At 74.5% G+C, this 15087-nt stretch carries 19 protein-coding genes; 8 read left to right on the top strand and 11 right to left on the bottom strand.

What is annotated here, in order from left to right:
- Positions 1-91: 91 nt before the first annotated feature.
- Genes C8D89_RS19790 through C8D89_RS19780 form a run of 4 tightly spaced genes read right to left on the bottom strand, consistent with a single transcriptional unit; the run spans position 92 to position 3404 of the window.
- Entirely contained in the window at positions 92-1399 is a 1308-nt protein-coding gene (locus tag C8D89_RS19790) for a DNA polymerase IV (RefSeq protein WP_116709836.1), read from the bottom strand.
- 4 nt (positions 1400-1403) lie between these two features.
- Positions 1404-1871, bottom strand: a complete 468-nt coding sequence (locus tag C8D89_RS19785; RefSeq protein ID WP_165825814.1) for an HAD family hydrolase — start codon at positions 1869-1871, stop codon at positions 1404-1406.
- 17 nt (positions 1872-1888) lie between these two features.
- Positions 1889-2608, bottom strand: coding sequence for a CDP-alcohol phosphatidyltransferase family protein (locus C8D89_RS29410; RefSeq protein ID WP_165825813.1), 720 nt, complete (start codon positions 2606-2608; stop codon positions 1889-1891).
- A gap of 43 nt (positions 2609-2651) precedes the next feature.
- Positions 2652-3404 (bottom strand): FkbM family methyltransferase, encoded by a 753-nt coding sequence (locus C8D89_RS19780; RefSeq protein WP_116709834.1) that lies wholly within the window; start codon positions 3402-3404, stop codon positions 2652-2654.
- 57 nt (positions 3405-3461) lie between these two features.
- On the opposite strand from C8D89_RS19780, the gene C8D89_RS19775 reads away from it, so the two are divergent.
- A complete protein-coding gene (locus C8D89_RS19775) occupies positions 3462-3668 on the top strand; it encodes a DUF2795 domain-containing protein (protein WP_116709833.1) in 207 nt (68 codons plus the stop codon).
- A 90-nt stretch (positions 3669-3758) separates the two neighbouring features.
- On the opposite strand, the gene C8D89_RS19770 is transcribed toward C8D89_RS19775, so the two are convergent.
- On the bottom strand, positions 3759-4022 hold the full coding sequence (locus C8D89_RS19770; protein WP_133251981.1) for a hypothetical protein: 264 nt from the start codon (positions 4020-4022) through the stop codon (positions 3759-3761).
- A 78-nt stretch (positions 4023-4100) separates the two neighbouring features.
- Positions 4101-4346 (bottom strand): hypothetical protein, encoded by a 246-nt coding sequence (locus C8D89_RS19765; RefSeq protein ID WP_116709831.1) that lies wholly within the window; start codon positions 4344-4346, stop codon positions 4101-4103.
- A gap of 221 nt (positions 4347-4567) precedes the next feature.
- On the opposite strand from C8D89_RS19765, the gene C8D89_RS19760 reads away from it, so the two are divergent.
- Positions 4568-5314, top strand: coding sequence for a class I SAM-dependent methyltransferase (locus C8D89_RS19760; protein WP_133251980.1), 747 nt, complete (start codon positions 4568-4570; stop codon positions 5312-5314).
- Positions 5315-5371: 57 nt separating this feature from the next.
- Here the strand turns inward: C8D89_RS19760 and C8D89_RS19755 are convergent, their stop codons facing one another.
- The gene (locus tag C8D89_RS19755; RefSeq protein ID WP_116709829.1) at positions 5372-5674 is read right to left on the bottom strand and encodes a hypothetical protein; all 303 of its coding nucleotides are present in this window, start codon (positions 5672-5674) and stop codon (positions 5372-5374) included.
- A 208-nt stretch (positions 5675-5882) separates the two neighbouring features.
- Between C8D89_RS19755 and C8D89_RS19750 the strand changes: the two genes are divergently transcribed.
- On the top strand, positions 5883-7244 hold the full coding sequence (locus C8D89_RS19750) for an FAD-dependent oxidoreductase (protein WP_243418251.1): 1362 nt from the start codon (positions 5883-5885) through the stop codon (positions 7242-7244).
- 51 nt (positions 7245-7295) lie between these two features.
- On the opposite strand, the gene C8D89_RS19745 is transcribed toward C8D89_RS19750, so the two are convergent.
- The 3 genes from C8D89_RS19745 to C8D89_RS19735 are packed head-to-tail and all read right to left on the bottom strand — an operon-like array spanning position 7296 to position 9057.
- Positions 7296-7865: a hypothetical protein gene (locus tag C8D89_RS19745; RefSeq protein WP_116709827.1), complete on the bottom strand. Its 570-nt coding sequence runs from the start codon at positions 7863-7865 to the stop codon at positions 7296-7298.
- Positions 7865-8245 carry a DUF4873 domain-containing protein gene (locus C8D89_RS19740; protein ID WP_116709826.1) on the bottom strand — a complete coding sequence of 127 codons (381 nt, stop codon included), beginning with the start codon at positions 8243-8245 and terminating at the stop codon, positions 7865-7867. Before C8D89_RS19740 ends, C8D89_RS19745 begins: the two co-directional genes overlap by 1 nt.
- Entirely contained in the window at positions 8242-9057 is an 816-nt protein-coding gene (locus C8D89_RS19735) for a TetR/AcrR family transcriptional regulator (RefSeq protein ID WP_243418250.1), read from the bottom strand. Before C8D89_RS19735 ends, C8D89_RS19740 begins: the two co-directional genes overlap by 4 nt.
- 111 nt (positions 9058-9168) lie before the next feature.
- On the opposite strand from C8D89_RS19735, the gene C8D89_RS19730 reads away from it, so the two are divergent.
- The 3 genes from C8D89_RS19730 to C8D89_RS19720 are packed head-to-tail and all read left to right on the top strand — an operon-like array spanning position 9169 to position 12637.
- Positions 9169-10068 carry an AurF N-oxygenase family protein gene (locus tag C8D89_RS19730; protein ID WP_116709824.1) on the top strand — a complete coding sequence of 300 codons (900 nt, stop codon included), beginning with the start codon at positions 9169-9171 and terminating at the stop codon, positions 10066-10068.
- A 15-nt stretch (positions 10069-10083) separates the two neighbouring features.
- Positions 10084-11079 (top strand): alpha/beta fold hydrolase, encoded by a 996-nt coding sequence (locus C8D89_RS19725; protein ID WP_116709823.1) that lies wholly within the window; start codon positions 10084-10086, stop codon positions 11077-11079.
- The gene (locus tag C8D89_RS19720) at positions 11072-12637 is read left to right on the top strand and encodes a flavin-containing monooxygenase (RefSeq protein ID WP_116709856.1); all 1566 of its coding nucleotides are present in this window, start codon (positions 11072-11074) and stop codon (positions 12635-12637) included. Before C8D89_RS19725 ends, C8D89_RS19720 begins: the two co-directional genes overlap by 8 nt.
- 4 nt (positions 12638-12641) lie before the next feature.
- Here C8D89_RS19720 and C8D89_RS19715 read toward each other — a convergent pair whose 3' ends face one another.
- The gene (locus C8D89_RS19715; protein ID WP_116709822.1) at positions 12642-13523 is read right to left on the bottom strand and encodes an acyl-CoA thioesterase; all 882 of its coding nucleotides are present in this window, start codon (positions 13521-13523) and stop codon (positions 12642-12644) included.
- Between the two features lie 441 nt (positions 13524-13964).
- On the opposite strand from C8D89_RS19715, the gene C8D89_RS19710 reads away from it, so the two are divergent.
- On the top strand, positions 13965-14282 hold the full coding sequence (locus C8D89_RS19710; protein ID WP_116709821.1) for a hypothetical protein: 318 nt from the start codon (positions 13965-13967) through the stop codon (positions 14280-14282).
- A gap of 144 nt (positions 14283-14426) precedes the next feature.
- Complete coding sequence (locus tag C8D89_RS19705; RefSeq protein ID WP_116709820.1) at positions 14427-14759, top strand: hypothetical protein; 333 nt, start codon at positions 14427-14429, stop codon at positions 14757-14759.
- The last annotated feature ends 328 nt before the right edge of the window (positions 14760-15087 follow it).

Below are 15087 nucleotides of genomic sequence, written 5' to 3'. Positions count from 1 at the left end.
CATCACGCCAGTCAGACCAGGAGTCACACCCGCTGCTGCTGATCACCAGCCCACCACGACCACGAGAGCCAGCGAGAACTGACCCTCACAGTCAGGCCAAAGCGTCCACCGGGTCGGCGCGGGTCAGGGCCGGGTCGTCGGCCCGGAACGTCCGCGCGCGGCCGGGGCCGGTGGTGGCCGTCTCGAAGCGGACGGTCACGCGCCCGTGCCCGGCGCCCTGGACCCAACCGTGCCCGTGCTCGGGGTGGGCGACGTCGTCGCCGGTACGCCACCCCCGGGGAGCGGGGTCAGGATCGGGGAGCGCCGCCACCGGCGCCGGCGCGGGCTCCGGATCCGCCGTGGTCTCCGGGAACAACGCCTCCTGCACCGCGGTCGTCAGCCCGGAGAAGGACACCCCGACCAGGCGGACGCCCGCGTCGGGCAGCGCCGCGACGGCCAGACGTTGCGCGGTGTCGGTGAGCGTCGCGAGGTCGGTGGTCGCCACGGCGTGGGTCTCGGCGCGGCTGGTCGTCCCGAACGACGAGCTGCGGATCTTCACGCTGACGGTGCGGGCGGCGCGGTGCGAGGCCAGGAGCCGGCGGTGGGCGCCCTCGGCCAGCTCGGCCACGGCGGCGCGCACCGCACCGAGGTCGGAGAGGTCGTCGTCGAACGTGGTCTCCGCGCTGACCTGCTTGGCCTCGCCGCGCTCGACCAGCGGGCGGTCGTCGATGCCGCGGGCCAGCCGGTGCAGCCCGCTGCCGACCGCAGTACCGAGCAGCGCGGTCACCTCGCCGACCTCGAGCGCGGCGAGCGCGGCCACCGTGTCGACGCCCGCCCGGTGCAGCGTCGCCTCGGCCACCGGCCCGATCCCCCACAGCGCACGCACCGGCAGCGGGTCGAGCAGCGCCTGCTCCCCGCCGTGCGCGACGACGTGCACACCGTCCGGCTTGGCCAGCCCCGAGGCGATCTTGGCGACCTGCTTGCCCGAGCCCGCGCCCACCGACACCGCGAGCCCGGTGACCTCGCGGACCTCGGTGCGCAGCCGCTCGGCGAAGGCGCGCACGTCCTCGGCGCCGGCGTCGGCGAGCGCCTCGGGCTCGGCGAACGTCTCGTCGTAGGCCACCTGCTCGAGCACCGGGGCCGACGCCCGGACGACCCCGAAGAACCGCTCCGACAGCACGCGGTAGAGCGCCGTGCGCGGGGGCAGCGCGACGGCGTGCGGGGACAGGCGTCGCGCCTGGCCCATCGGCATCGCCGAGCGGGCGCCGTGGGCCTTGGCCTCGCCGCTCGCGCCCGCCACGATCCCGCGCGGCCCCAGCCCGCCGACCAGCACCGGGCGCCCGCGCAGCGTGGGACGGGTCAGCTGCTCGGCCGACGCGAAGAACGAGTCGAGGTCGAGGTGCAGGACCCAGCGGGGCACCGGGTCAGGATGCCCCCAGCGACCACAGCTCGTCCGGGTGCTCCAGCACCAGGTGCGCGCCGGCGTCGCGCAGCGCGTCCGGCCGCCCGCCGCCCCAGGTGACACCGACGGGCACGAGGCCGTGCGCGAGCGCGGCCTCCAGGTCGGCGGGGGAATCGCCGACGAGCACCGCGCCCGCCGGCGTGTCGGTGATCCCGAGCCCGAGCAGGGCCTCGCCCACCACCGCGTCCTTGCCCCGGTGGAGCCCGTCGGCTCCGCGGCCGGCGACGCTGGTGAAGCAGCCGAGCACCCCGAGGTCGCCGAGCACGCGGCGGGCCGTCGCCGTGCCCGCCGAGGTCGCGAGCGCCAGCGGCACCCCCCGCGCGTGCAGCGCCTCGACCAGGGCCACCACCCCCGGGGCCGGACGCGTCGTGCCGGGCGAGGTCAGGGTGCCGTCGAGGTCGAACACGACCGCGGGGAACGGGGGCTCCACGATCGTGAGTGTGGCCCTCAGCGGACCGGGCTCGTGGCGGCGGCGCGCCAGAGCCACACGACCGACACCCCGAACGACCAGACCAGCGCCGCCAGGGCGAGCGCGATCACCACCAGGGCGATCGCGTCCGGCAGGACCCCGGCGGCCGCGACGATCAGCGCGACGCCCTGCAGCGCCGCGACGACCTTCGCCGACCGGCGCACCGGGAGCTCGCCCCGGAGCCACGGCAGGACCCGCGCGGCCGCGACGAACACGTAGCGCAGCAGGCCCACGGCCAGCACCCAGGGCGCTCCCGTGATCAGCGCGACGTGCGCGGAGAGCACCACGAGCAGGAACGCGTCGAACTCGACGTCGAGACGCGCCCCGAGAGCGGACGCCGTCCCCGTGCGCCGGGCGACGGGCCCGTCCAGGCCGTCCAGCGCGAGCGCGACGACGGCCAACCCGACGAGGACGGTGGACGCGAGCCCCTCCAGCCCGACGAGCGTGACCGCACCGGCCACCAGCACGCCGCGGGCGAGCGTGACCGCCCCCGCGGGACCCAGCGTCGCGGCGCCGGCGCGACGGGCCGCCCGCGCCGTGAGCACGCCCGCCACGAGGGCCGTCAGCACGCCCGCGAGCACGCGCAGCGCGTCGAGACCGATCAACCCCGCGAGCAGGGCGAGGACGCCAGCCAGCAGCGCGGCCGCCGCCGCCAGCGCGACGACGACCGGGGTGGCGGAGGCGGACCGGCGGACCATCGCCGTCCAGGATGCCGGACCCGGGACCGGCCGGCACCGCACGTCAGGGCGGCGCCAGCCGGGCGTAGACGTCGCCCGACCGGCCCAGCGGGCGGCGTCGGTCGAGCAGCGCCTCCAGCTCGCCCGCGTCGAGCCAGCTGTCGGCGCCGGCGGGGTCCCAGCGCATCGTCTCCACCGGGGAGTACCGGTACCGGTACCGGCCGAGCGCCTCGACCCGGGCGAGCGCGGCGAGCGCCGCGTCGTGGGCCGCCGGCAGGTACTCGAACGACAGCGCGGGCAGTGGACGCGAGAGCCCGGCGAGGACCTCGGCCTCGAAGCCCTCCACGTCGATCTTGCAGAAGGCGGGGACGCCGTGCGTCGCGACCAGCGCGTCGAGGGTCGTGACGGGCACCGACACCGTGTCCTCCCACCGCACGGCGGCGAAGCCCGCGTCGCCGGACACGGTGGCGCGCCAGTCCGCCGACATCGTCGAGACCGTCGGCGTGGCCCGGGAGATCCCGAGCCGGGCGACGCCCGGCGCGGCCCCGAGCGCGGACGGGACCACCGTCACGCCCTCGTCGCGCTCGAAGAACAGCCGCAGGAGGCGGACGAAGTCCGGCTGGGGCTCGACGGCCACCACCCGCGCGCCGAGCGCGCGCCAGGCGCGCACCCGGTTCCCGGCGTGCGCGCCGACGTCGATCGCGAGGTCGCCGGCGCCGAGGAACTGTGCGTAGAACGCCCGCATCCGTCGCTGGCGTCCCGGGATGCCGTGGTACATCGCGAGGGACCGGGCGATGCCGAACGCGCGGGCCAGCACCGGATCGAGCCTAGTCGACCGTGGTTGTCGGTCGGGCCGGGTGGTTAACCGCGCTCCATGGGTTACGACGTCACGCAGGTGCAGAAGTCGCTGGCGGGGTTCGACTATCCCGGGGGGCCCGACGAGCTCGCCGAGCACGCGAGCAAGCAGGGTGCCGACCAGGAGCTCGTCGACACGCTCAAGGGGCTCGACAAGCAGCAGTTCGACGGCCCCAACGCCGTCATGTCCAAGCTCGGCGAGGCCGGGATCCTGGGCCGCAGCTGACCTCGGTCCGGCCCTCCCGGACGAACGAACGGCGCGTTCGCTGCGACGGAAGCAGGGAACGCGCCGTTCGTGTCCGGTCCCGGCGCCGCGTCAGTGCGGCAGCGTCGGCAGCCCGCGCTTGACCATGTCCCGGGCGCCCTCGAGCGTCCCGTCGCCGACCCAGGTGTTCGGGTCGAGCTGCGAGACGTTCCAGCCGCCCGGGCGCACGCGGGTGCCGTAGAGGAACGTGTCCTTGTTCTCGACCCACTGGATCTCGTAGTCGATCGGGGTGGGGCCCTGCGAGCTCCACCGCCATGCGGCGCCCGATCCCCGTGACGTCTCGTGCAACGAGACGCCGTCCACCTCGATGGCCATGCCCACCACCCCTCGCGGCTCCGTTGAGCCGATCGGAGCAGGAATCTACCCTCCGTGCGGCGGGCTTGGTGCGCCCGCTCAGGCGGCCGGCCCGGGAGCCCAGCCCTCGCGGGCCAGCGCTCCGACGATCCGCAGCGCCTCCGGCCGGTGGACATCGGCGTGGTGCACCGTCCAGCTCCACTGCTCGCACTCGGCGTGCAGCAGGTGCGCGACGACGGTGACCGCGTGCTCGCGGTCCTCGGCGTCGACGGCGGCCGCGCGCGGGCGCGAGGCGGGGCGCAGCAGCTGCGCGACGGTGTTGGCGGGCGCGGGTCCGGCACTCATGGCGACCTCCCGTGCGCGATCCCGGCGGACCGGGCCACGCCGAGGTGGGTGAGGCGCGACGCCGTCGACGCGTCCCCCTGGCACCCCGAGGGTGACTCCTCCGTGGCGTGGGGGAAACGTCCGGGGGACCCAGGCCACAGCGCCGTCCCCGCCGCCCCCGGCGGTCCGGGAGGGACGTTCGTCACGGCAGCACACCCTCCTGACCGGGCAGGATGGCCGCCATGGCCACAGCGAGGCAGCCGGCGACCGACTGGACCGTGGAGCTCGACACGACCCCCGGGCGGCGTCAGGCGCAGGAGGAGTTCGTGCTCCACCACGCCGACGGCACCGACGAGCGGATCGTGCTGCACGACTACGCGCGGGTGTACGCGGTACCGGGGCTCTACGAGGAGGTCGTCCAGCACCGCCTGCAGTGCGCCTCCCCCGCCACCGTCGCGGCCGCGCTCGTCGAGGCCGCCGAGGCCGAGGGACGGTCGGTCGAAGCCCTGCGCGCCTTCGACCTGGGCGCCGGCAACGGGGTGGTCGGCGAGGAGCTGCGCGCGCGCGGGATCACCGTCGTCGCGGGCGCCGACGGTGTCGCCGAGGCCCGCGAGGCGGCGCACCGCGACCGCCCCGGGCTCTACGCGCACTACCTGGTGGGCGAGCGGCTGGACATCGACGAGGTCACCCGCCTCGTGCGCGACGAGGGGCTGACCGCCCTGGTCGCCGCCGGCGCGGTGGGCGAGGGTCACGTCCCCGTCGACTCCCTCGCGCAGCTGTGGGACGCCTTCCCGCCCGGCTCGTTCCTCGCCCTGACGCTCGCGGGTGGCGAGGACGGCCAGGACGCGACGGACATCGACCACATGATCGCCGCGACCGCCGACGCGGAGCACCCCTCGCACACCGTGGTGCGCCGCCCCTTCCGGCACCGGATGAGCATGGCCGGCGACGAGCTGCACTACCTGGTGCTGGTGGCCGTCAAGGAGTGAGCGGGTGCGCCTGCGGCGCTGGTGAGCAGTAGGGAGTGCCGGAGCACGTCCTTCCGCTCACGTGCCGGAGGCACCTCCACGCACGAGCGTCAGGCGCGGGCGGGCCGCGGGCGGGCCGGCCGGGGGCCGGCTGGGCTGCGGGCCGGGACCGCCCGGGCCATCCGGGCCGCTGGGGCCGCCGGAGACGGCCCGACGGGCCCGGCGCGGCCGAGGGCCGGCGACGAGCTCGTTGACGAGATCGTCGGCGAGCTCCTCGGAGAGCACGCCACCACCGGCGTAGTCGTCGAACAGGTCGAGCCCCCGCCGCCACGGCGCGCCCGCCATGGCCGGCTGCGTGTCGCCGAGCCCCTCGCTGATCATCGCCGGCGACGTTAGCCCTGCTCCAGACCGGTTCTCGCGCTCGATGAGCCCATGGAGTGACCACTCGACCGAGGACGGATCAGGCCACGCCGCGGCTCGGGATCATCCTTTCGTCGGCGTGTCGCGGCCCGGCGTGGCGCTGCACCCGATCACCACGGACGGCGGCCGGACGGGTGCGTGCTGCGGCCGGGTGGGCCACGATGCCGAGGTGGAGAATCACACGACGCGACCCCACCACGTCGCGATCGTCGGTTCCGGGCCGTCGGGGTTCTATGCCGCGGCCGCGCTCCTCGACGCGGGAGCACCCGACGTGCGGGTGGACATGTTCGACCGGCTCGCCACCCCGTGGGGCCTCGTCCGCGCAGGTGTCGCCCCCGACCACCCGAAGATCAAGTCGGTGAGCTCGCAGTACACGAAGACCGCCGCCCGCGAGGGCTTCCGGTTCTTCGGGCACGTGTGCCTCGGCTCGGGCCCCACCGACGTGACGCGCGAGGAGCTGCTCGAGCGCTACGACGCGGTGATCTACGCGGTGGGCTCGCAGACCGAGCGCCGGCTGCGCATCCCCGGCGAGGACCTGCGCGGCAGCATCGCCTCGGTCGACTTCGTCGGCTGGTACAACGGCCACCCCGACTTCGTCGACCTCGAGCCACCGCTGGACACCGAGCGCGCCGTGGTGATCGGCGCCGGCAACGTGGCGCTCGACGTGGCCCGGATGCTCCTGCTGCCCGAGGCCGACCTGCGCGCCACCGACACCGCCGACCACGCCCTGGAGGCGCTCGCCGCGTCGTCGGTGCGCGAGGCGCTGGTGTGCGGGCGCCGCGGCCCGGTCGAGGCCGCGTTCACCACCACCGAGCTGCGCGAGCTCTCCGACATCGACGACCTCACCGTCGTCGTCGACCCCGAGCAGGTGCCCGCGGGAATCGCCGACTCCGAGGGGCTGGCCAAGGGCACGCGCCGCAACCTCGAGATCCTGCGGGGCTTCGCCGAGGCGGGCCCCGATGCGTCGGCGCCCCACCGGATGGAGTTCCGGTTCCTGCGCTCGCCGGTGGAGATCCGCGGTGACGGCCGGGTCGAGGAGATCGTCCTCGGGATCAACCGGCTCGAGACCGGCGAGGACGGGCGCGTGCGCGCCGTGGACACCGGCGAGCGCGAGACGGTGCCGACCGGCCTGGTGCTGCGCGCGGTGGGGTACCGCGGGCTGGCCCTGCCCGGCCTGCCGTTCGACGAGGCCACCGGGACCGTGCCGCACACCGAGGGGCGGGTGGACTCCCGCGAGCGCGAGTACGTGGTCGGCTGGATCAAGCGCGGGCCCACCGGGATCATCGGCACCAACAAGAAGGACGCGAACGAGACCGTCCGCCACGTGGTGGAGGACCTGACGACGCGCGCGCCGCGCGAGCACTCGCCCGACGAGGTCGAGGCGTGGCTGCGCGACCGCTGCCCCGACCTGGTCGACCAGCAGGGCTGGGAGGCCATCGACGCCCACGAGCGCGGCCGGGGCGACCCCACCGGGCGTCCGCGGGTCAAGGTCGTCGACCGCGACGAGTTGGTGAAGCTCTCCCGCGGCTGAGCACGTGCGTGATCTTCTGAGCTATAGCTCGGAAGATCACGCACGTGGGGGTCAAGGGATCCGGATGCGGCACTCCGCCACGGCCTCGGGCGTGGCCAGCAGCGTCGAGACGTAGACCCCCACGTGGTGGCGGATCTCGGCGTCGAGGTCGCCGAGGCGGCGCAGGAACACGCCGCCGACGCCGCGGGTGCGCACGTCGGCGTCGACGTCCGCGGGCCGGATCGGGTCGACGTCGATCTCGACCGCGCCCGGCGCCGCCCGGCCCACGAGCCCGACGTGCACCACGAGGTCGACCTCGGCCGGGATGCGGCGGGACCCGATCAGGACGCTGACGTCCAGGGCCACGGGCACGCGCACCTGGACGCGCAGGAGGCCCTCGCGCCGCGCGGTGACGCGGCCGACGGACCCGGTGGCCGAGGCGGTGGCCATGTCGTTCGGCCCCGCGGGCACCGGCCCGAAGCCGACGGTGGGCCCCAGCAGCCCGGCGATCACGCGCACCGCGCGCTCGGGGGTGGCGACGGCCAGCACCGTGTCGAGGTCGAGGCCGTGCACCGCGGCCTCCCGCTCGGCCTCCTGCCGGGCCTCCCGCACGTCGAGCCCGCCCCCGTCCCGGGGCGCCATCAGACCGCCTCGACCGCGACGTCGCGCGCCGACTCCACCTCGAACGGCGGCGTCGAGACCCCCGCGAGCCGGTAGCGGCCCCACGGGTCGACGTCGGAGAGCTCGCCGTCGGCGGCCCCGGCCGGCGTCGTCACGCGGGCCGGGCGCTTCGCCCCGCCCAGCGCCGCGTCCAGCCCGGCGTGGGCGGCCACGCGGCCGTACCAGTGGTAGCGCCCGTCGAGGGGCTCGAAGTGGCCGACGAGCACGACGTCGACGGCGTAGGAGGTGCCGTCGACCTCCAGCGTGGCCGCGCCCCGGTAGCCGTCCTCGTCGTGGTCGTGCTGGTCGTGGTCGTGCTGGTCGCGCGTGCCGTCGTGCTCGGGTGCTGCCGCTGGCGTCATCGCTCCGGGCTCCTCACTGCTCGATCGGTACTCACTGTCGGACCGGCACGGCCGCCTGCTCGACCGTCCCCGTGGCGGGGCGCCTGGCCCCGCTCGCCGCCGGACCTCAACTGCACCACCTTGTTGATCTCCAGGGGCACGTTGGGGTCGATGACCACGCCGTGCTCGCGGGCGAAGCCGTCGATGGCCGCCCACACCAGCACGGTCAGGTACTCGGTGACGCTCTCGCGGCTCATCGAGCGGCGGTCCAGCCACCACTCCGCCGTGTTCTGGACGCAGCCGACGAGCCCGTAGGACCAGGGCTCCGCCGGTCCGGAGTCCAGCCCGAAGGCGCGCAGGTAGTCGCCGAGCAGCGCCGAGAGCGCCGTGGCGATGATCTCCTTGTCCTCGCGCACCACGTCGGGACCGCTGCCGTCGATCGGCGTGTGCCGGGCCAGCACCCAGTAGAGGTTCGGGTAGTCCTCGAGCGTCGCGAAGAAGGCGTCGATGGACTTGCGGATGCGCGGGCGCGGCGCCTCCTCGCTGTTCATGGCGGGGATGAGCCTGTCGAGCAGGATCTCGGTGGCGCGCTCGCCCATCGCCTCGACGAGGTCGGCCTTGTCCGAGAAGTGCCGGTAGAGCACCGGCTTGGTGACGCCGGCCTCGAGCGCGACCTGCTCGATGCCGAAGTCCGGCCCCACGTCGGCGAGCACGCGCATGGCGGCCTCGACGAACTCGGCGCGCCGCTCGGCCCGGTGCTTCTCCCACCGCGTGCGACGCCCGTCACGCGCTGGGGCGGATCCGGGGCGGTTCGGCTTGACATCGTCCGGCACGGGTCCGCACGCTACCACCAGTTACAGTTACCAACTGTAATACGTACACGAGGTGCGTATTACCGCCGGTACGTCCGGGACCCGACCGCCGAGCCAGGAGGACCACCAGCCATGAGCGCGCCCACGGCGGACCGGCACGCGACGGCTCAGCGGCTGCTGAGGTCGTCCGCCAAGAAGGCCTACGACCCGGCGGTGGACATCGACTGGGACGCCCCGCTGGTCGACGGGAAGATCTGGGTGCCGGAGCACCGGGTCTCCCTCTACGGCACCGAGCTCTGGGAGCGGCTCAGCCCCGAGCAGCGCGTCGAGCTCGGCAAGCACGAGGCCTGCAGTGTCGCGAGCGTGGGCCTGTGGTTCGAGGTCCTGCTCATGCAGCGCCTGCTCAAGGACTTCTACGCCGAGGACCCGACGACGCCGCGGGCGCAGTACGCGCTCACCGAGGTCGCCGACGAGTGCCGCCACTCGCAGATGTTCGCGCGGATGGTCGCCGCCGCGGGCGTCGACCCCTACGGCCCGCGCGAGTCCATCCGTCAGCTCGGCAAGCTCTTCTCCGTCGTGAGCCGGGGGCCCGCCGCCTACGGCGCGATCCTCGTCGCCGAGGAGGTGCTCGACCGGCTGCAGCGCGAGCAGGCGAACGACGAGCACATCCAGCCGCTGATGCGCCAGGTCAACCGCATCCACATCATGGAGGAGGCGCGCCACGTCTCCTTCGCCCGCGACGAGGTCACCCGCGGGATGGCGCAGCTCTCGCGCACCGAGAAGGCCTACCAGCGCTTCATCATCGCGTTCATCTCGATGTTCGTGGTCCGCAGCCTGATCAACCCGCAGGTCTACGCCGCGGTCGGCATCGACCCCCGCGAGGGCCGCCGTGCCGCGTTGGCCAACCCCCACCACCGCGAGATGATCCGCTGGGCCGGCGAGAAGATCGTCCCGTTCCTCGACGAGGCGGGCCTGGTGGGCCGGCCGGGCATGACGTGGTGGCGGAAGTCGTTCCTCCTTCCGAACCGCTGACACGGAGGAGGCAGGGTGCGCGAGGAGGTCGATAGGTTCACCGCACCGGACGGGACGCGGCTGCGCGTCGCCGACTCCGGGACGACGGACGGGGACCCGGCGCTCGTGCTGGTGCACGGGTGGTCCCAGGACCTGCGGTCGTGGGACCGGGTCGTCGACGATCTGCGCCGCGGGGGCGTGACGACGCGGATCCTGCGCCACGACCACCGCGGGCACGGCGGGTCGGACGCCGCGGCCGAGGGCACGGCGACGATCGGTACCGCGGCCGACGACCTCGCCGCCCTGCTCGCCGAGCGCGTGCCCGACGGCCCCCTGGTGCTCGCCGGGCACTCGATGGGTGGCATGACGCTGATGGCCCTGGCGGAGCGTCACCCGCAGCTGGTGGAGGAGCGGGTCGTGGGCGCCGCCTTCGTCGCCACCGCGAGCGACGACATGGACCGGCTCGACCTCGGGCTCCCCGGCCGCCGCGGCCGGCTGGTGGCCCGGGGCGAGCACGTCCTGGTGCCGCTGACCGCCCGGCTGGGTCACCGCGCCCCGGCCGGGGAGATCGGCGACGTCGGCCGCGCCGGCGGCCCGTCGCACCGCGCCCGTGCCACGGCCATGGCCCCCGCGGTCCGGGCGCTCGTCTTCGGGCGCCGCCCCCGGCCCGCCGACGTGCTCTCGGTGGCCGAGCAGGCCCTGGCCGCCCACCCGCCGAGCGTCGCGGCCTTCCGCGCCTCGATCGGCGAGCACCGCCGCCGGGAGGCCCTCGCGACGCTGCGCACCGTCCCGAGCGTGGTGCTCGTGGGCGACCGCGACCGCCTGTGCCCGCAGCACCACGCCCGCGCGATCGCCGACGCGCTGCCGGACGCGCGGATCGTGCTGCTGCCCGGCGCCGGCCACATGATCAACCTCGAGCGCGCGACCGAGGTCGCCGCGCATCTCGCCGGGCTGGTCGCCGGCCCCGACGAGGAGCTCACCACCGTGATCCCGCAGGAGGAGCCCGTCCGTGCCGAGGCCGTCGATGCCTGACCCGCAGCGCATCCACGAGGTCGTCGTCGTGGGCTCGGGCTTCTCGGGGTTGGGCCAGCTCCTCGCGTTGCGGCGCGCCGGTATCACCGACGTGGTGCTGCTGGAGAAGGCCGACGCGCTCGGCGGCACCTGGCGGGACAACACCTATCCCGGTTGCGCGTGCGACATCCCGTCGCACATGTACTCGCTCTCCACCGTGCCCCACCCGGGCTGGTCGCGGTCGTACTCGCCGCAGCCGGAGATCCGCGACTACCTCGAGCGGCTGGCCGACGACCACGACCTGCGCGGTCACGTGCGCTTCGGCCAGGAGATGACCGGCGCGACCTGGGACGAGCAGGAGCGCACGTGGGTGGTGCACACGCGGGCCGGCACGTCGTGGCGTGCCCGCTTCCTGGTCTCCGGGATGGGCCCGCTGCACGTCCCGCACGTGCCCGACCTGCCCGGTGCGGCCTCGTTCACCGGGCCGGCCTTCCACTCCGCGCGGTGGGACCACGACGTGGACCTGCGGGGCAAGCGCGTCGCGGTGATCGGCACGGGGGCCAGCGCGATCCAGTTCGTCCCGCAGATCGCGGGCGTCGCCGCCGAGGTGCAGCTCTACCAGCGCACCCCGGCGTGGGTGCTGCCGAAGAACGACAAGCCGCTGACGGGACGCCGGCGCGCCTTCTTCGAGCGTCACCCCGTGCTGCACCGGGCCTACCGCGCCGGGCTCTACGCCGGGCTCGAGTCCCGGGCCGTCGCCTTCCACCGGAGGCCGGCGCTGCTGCGGCCCGCGGAGTGGGTGGCCCGCAAGCACATCGGCCGCTCGATCACCGACCCGGACCTCGTCGCGAAGCTGACCCCCGACTACTCGATCGGCTGCAAGCGGATCCTCGTCTCGAACGACTACTACCCCGCCCTCGCGCGACCGGACGTCGAGGTGATCACGGGTGGTGTGCGCGAGGTCCGCGGCTCGTCGATCGTCGACGGCGACGGCACCGAGCGCGACGTCGACGTGATCGTCTACGGCACCGGCTTCCACGTGACCGACGCCTTCGACCGGCTCGAGATCCGTGGTCGCGGCGGGCGCACGCTGCGGGAGGTCTGGGCCTCCCACGGCATGGCCACGCACCTGGGCATGACCGTGTCCGACTTCCCCAACCTCTTCTTCCTGCTCGGCCCGAACACCGGCCTCGGCCACAACTCCGTGGTCTTCATGATCGAGTGCCAGACGCGCTACGTGGCCCAGGCGATCACGGCGGTGCACGGGAGCGGGATGGGCGGGCTCGACGTGCGCGCCGAGGTGCAGCAGCGCTCGAACGCCGCGGTGCAGCACCGGCTCGGCCGGGGCATCTGGACCCGCGGCGGGTGCACGAGCTGGTACCTCGACGCCGCCGGGGTCAACCGGACGATCTGGCCCGGCTTCACGGTGCGGTACTGGTTCGAGACGCGGCGGTTCGCCCCGTCGGACTTCGAGTTCTTCGGTCGCGCCGCCGACGCCGCGGCCACGCGCACACCGGGGGAGACGGCGCGGGAGGCGACCCCGGAGACGGACGAGGACCGGGCCACGGCCGCCGTCTGACGGGTCAGCTGCGCTGCTGGCGGCGGATCAGCCCCTCCTGCACCACGGACGCCACGAGCACGCCGTCGCGGGTGTAGAAGCGCCCCGCGGCGAGCCCGCGGCCGCCGCCGGCGCTCGGCGACTCCTGGACGTAGAGCAACCACTCGTCGGCGCGGAACGGGCGGTGGAACCAGACGGCGTGGTCGAGGCTCGCCAGGCTCACCTGCCCCGACGACGCGCCGCCGACGACGTGCGGGAAGACCGCCGCCTCGAGCAGGGTCAGGTCGCTGGCGTAGGTGAGCACGCAGACGTGCAGGAGCCGCCCGCCGGCCGACCCGGGGTCGGGCAGCTCGCCGTCGGCGCGCACCCAGACCCGGTTGCGCGGGTCGCGGTCCGCGGTCTCGTCCCAGGGCGCGTGGTCGACGTAGCGCACGTCGAGCGGCCAGGTCAGCGCCCGCCCGGTGGTCGTCCAGGCGGGCCCGTCGCTCGGCACCGGGGGCATGTCGCGCCGGTGCAGGCCCTCGGGGCCGGGCGTCTCCGGCATCGGCGCCTGGTGCTCGACGCCGTCCTCGGGCCGCTGGAACGACGCCGACATCGTGAAGATCGTCTCGCCGTGCTGGACCGCGGTGACGCGGCGCGTCGTGAAGGAGCGACCGTCGCGGGTGCGGTCGACCTCGTAGACGATCGGCGCGAACGGGTCGCCGGGCCGCAGGAAGTAGCCGTGCAGCGAGTGCACGCCGCGGTCCTCCTCGACGGTGCGCCCGGCCGCGACCATCGCCTGGCCGGCGACCTGGCCACCGAAGACGCGCAGCAGCGACTCGCGCGGGCTGCGGCCACGGAAGATGTCGCGCTCGATGCGCTCGAGATCGAGCACGTCGTCGACGAGCTCACGCAGGGCCTGACCCACGCCACGTCCTCTCTGGTCCTCCGAACCCGGTCATCGTCCCGCACGACCGGCGCAGTCTCCGCCGAGCGGGGGGTCACGCTCGGCGTCGGTGGATCCGGTGAGCACCGACCACTGGATCCGGTGACGGAACCACCGTCGCTCGCTACTCCGAGCGCGACCACTGCGCCGGACGGGCGACGCGTTCGGTCGCCGGACGGACGACACGCTGCGCGAGTGTTCGGCCCTGAGCGACCACGGCGGGTCACGGACCGGGCCGATCCCGATCCCGTGCGTAACCGTGCCGTGACCGTCTCGTTGGGCCCCTCGACGTCATCCCACGGGCCGTTCGGACTCGTGGTGGTGGCTCCTCGGGGACACACCGTCCGCGTCCTTGCCCGCAGCAGCCCGGGCGGACCCACCCGGTGCGTCCCGCTCCCCCGACAAGCTTCACGAGGAGTACATGTGATCAAGAAGCTGGGTGTCGTGACCGTCGGCGTCGCCGCCGGCCTCATGGCCGCCGCGCCCTTCGCCTCGGCGACCGAGTCGCACCACGGTGACGACGACCACGGCTCGGGCTCCGGCTCCTGCAACGTCGTCGGCGGCGAGGCCGAGGCCAACGGCGGCATCGACGGCGACGCGCTCGCCGGCAACCTGCTCGCGCAGGCCCCCATCGGTGGCAACAACATCCTCAACGTCACCTGCAACGAGATCCTGAACGACAACCTCAGCGACAACGAGGTGGCGGTCAGCATCCTGGGCGACAGCATCATCCCGTCCTGAGCGGCGTGACCGGGTGAAGCACCCGGACGCCACAGTCCCTCCTGCGGGCGGGTCGTCCCGTCGACGGCCCGCCCGCGACGGTGGTCCGCCCCGGACGGGCGGTTCTACCGACCACAGCGCCATCACCGAACCCTTGGGGGAACCATGTTCAAGAAGGCTGGCACCGTCACCGTGGCCGTCGCCGCGGGCCTGCTCGCGGCCGCGCCCTTCGCGTCGGCCGGTGAGTCCCACGGCCACGACCACGACGGCGACCACCACAAGAAGAAGCACGGGCACGAGAGCTCGGACTGCAACGTCGTGGGCGGCGAGGCCGAGGCCAACGGCGGCATCGAGGGCGACGCCGTCCTGGGCAACGTCCTGGCGCAGCTGCCGGTCGGCGGGAACAACGTGGGCAACATCGTCTGCAACGACATCCTGAACGACAACGTCAGCGACAACGACGTCTCGATCAGCGTCCTGGGCTCCGCCGTGAGCTGACCACCCGCTGCTCCTGGCGCTCCGCGCGCACCCGAGGGCCCGGCCATCCGATCGGTGGCCGGGCCTTCGTGCGTCCCGGCCCGGGCTCCCGGACGGCGTCCCTCGTTCGGGGGCTTTGAGCCCCCGGGAGTCACACGGGGGTGCGCCCCTCGTTGGGCCCTCCGAGTGTGGGCGCTGCGCAGAACAGGTGTCCGTCCCACGCCGCTCCCCGACAACGACACCTCAGGAGCTCCCGTGCTGAAGAAGCTTGGTCTGGTCACCCTCGGCGTCTCCGCCGGCCTCGTGGCCGTCGCCCCGATCGCCTCCGCCCACGAGTCGGACCACTCCG

The sequence above is a fragment of the Actinomycetospora cinnamomea genome (genome assembly GCF_003096675.1).
Taxonomy (GTDB): domain Bacteria; phylum Actinomycetota; class Actinomycetes; order Mycobacteriales; family Pseudonocardiaceae; genus Actinomycetospora; species Actinomycetospora cinnamomea.
Note: the sequence above shows the minus strand (reverse complement) of the source record. Positions and strands in the feature narration are given on the sequence as shown.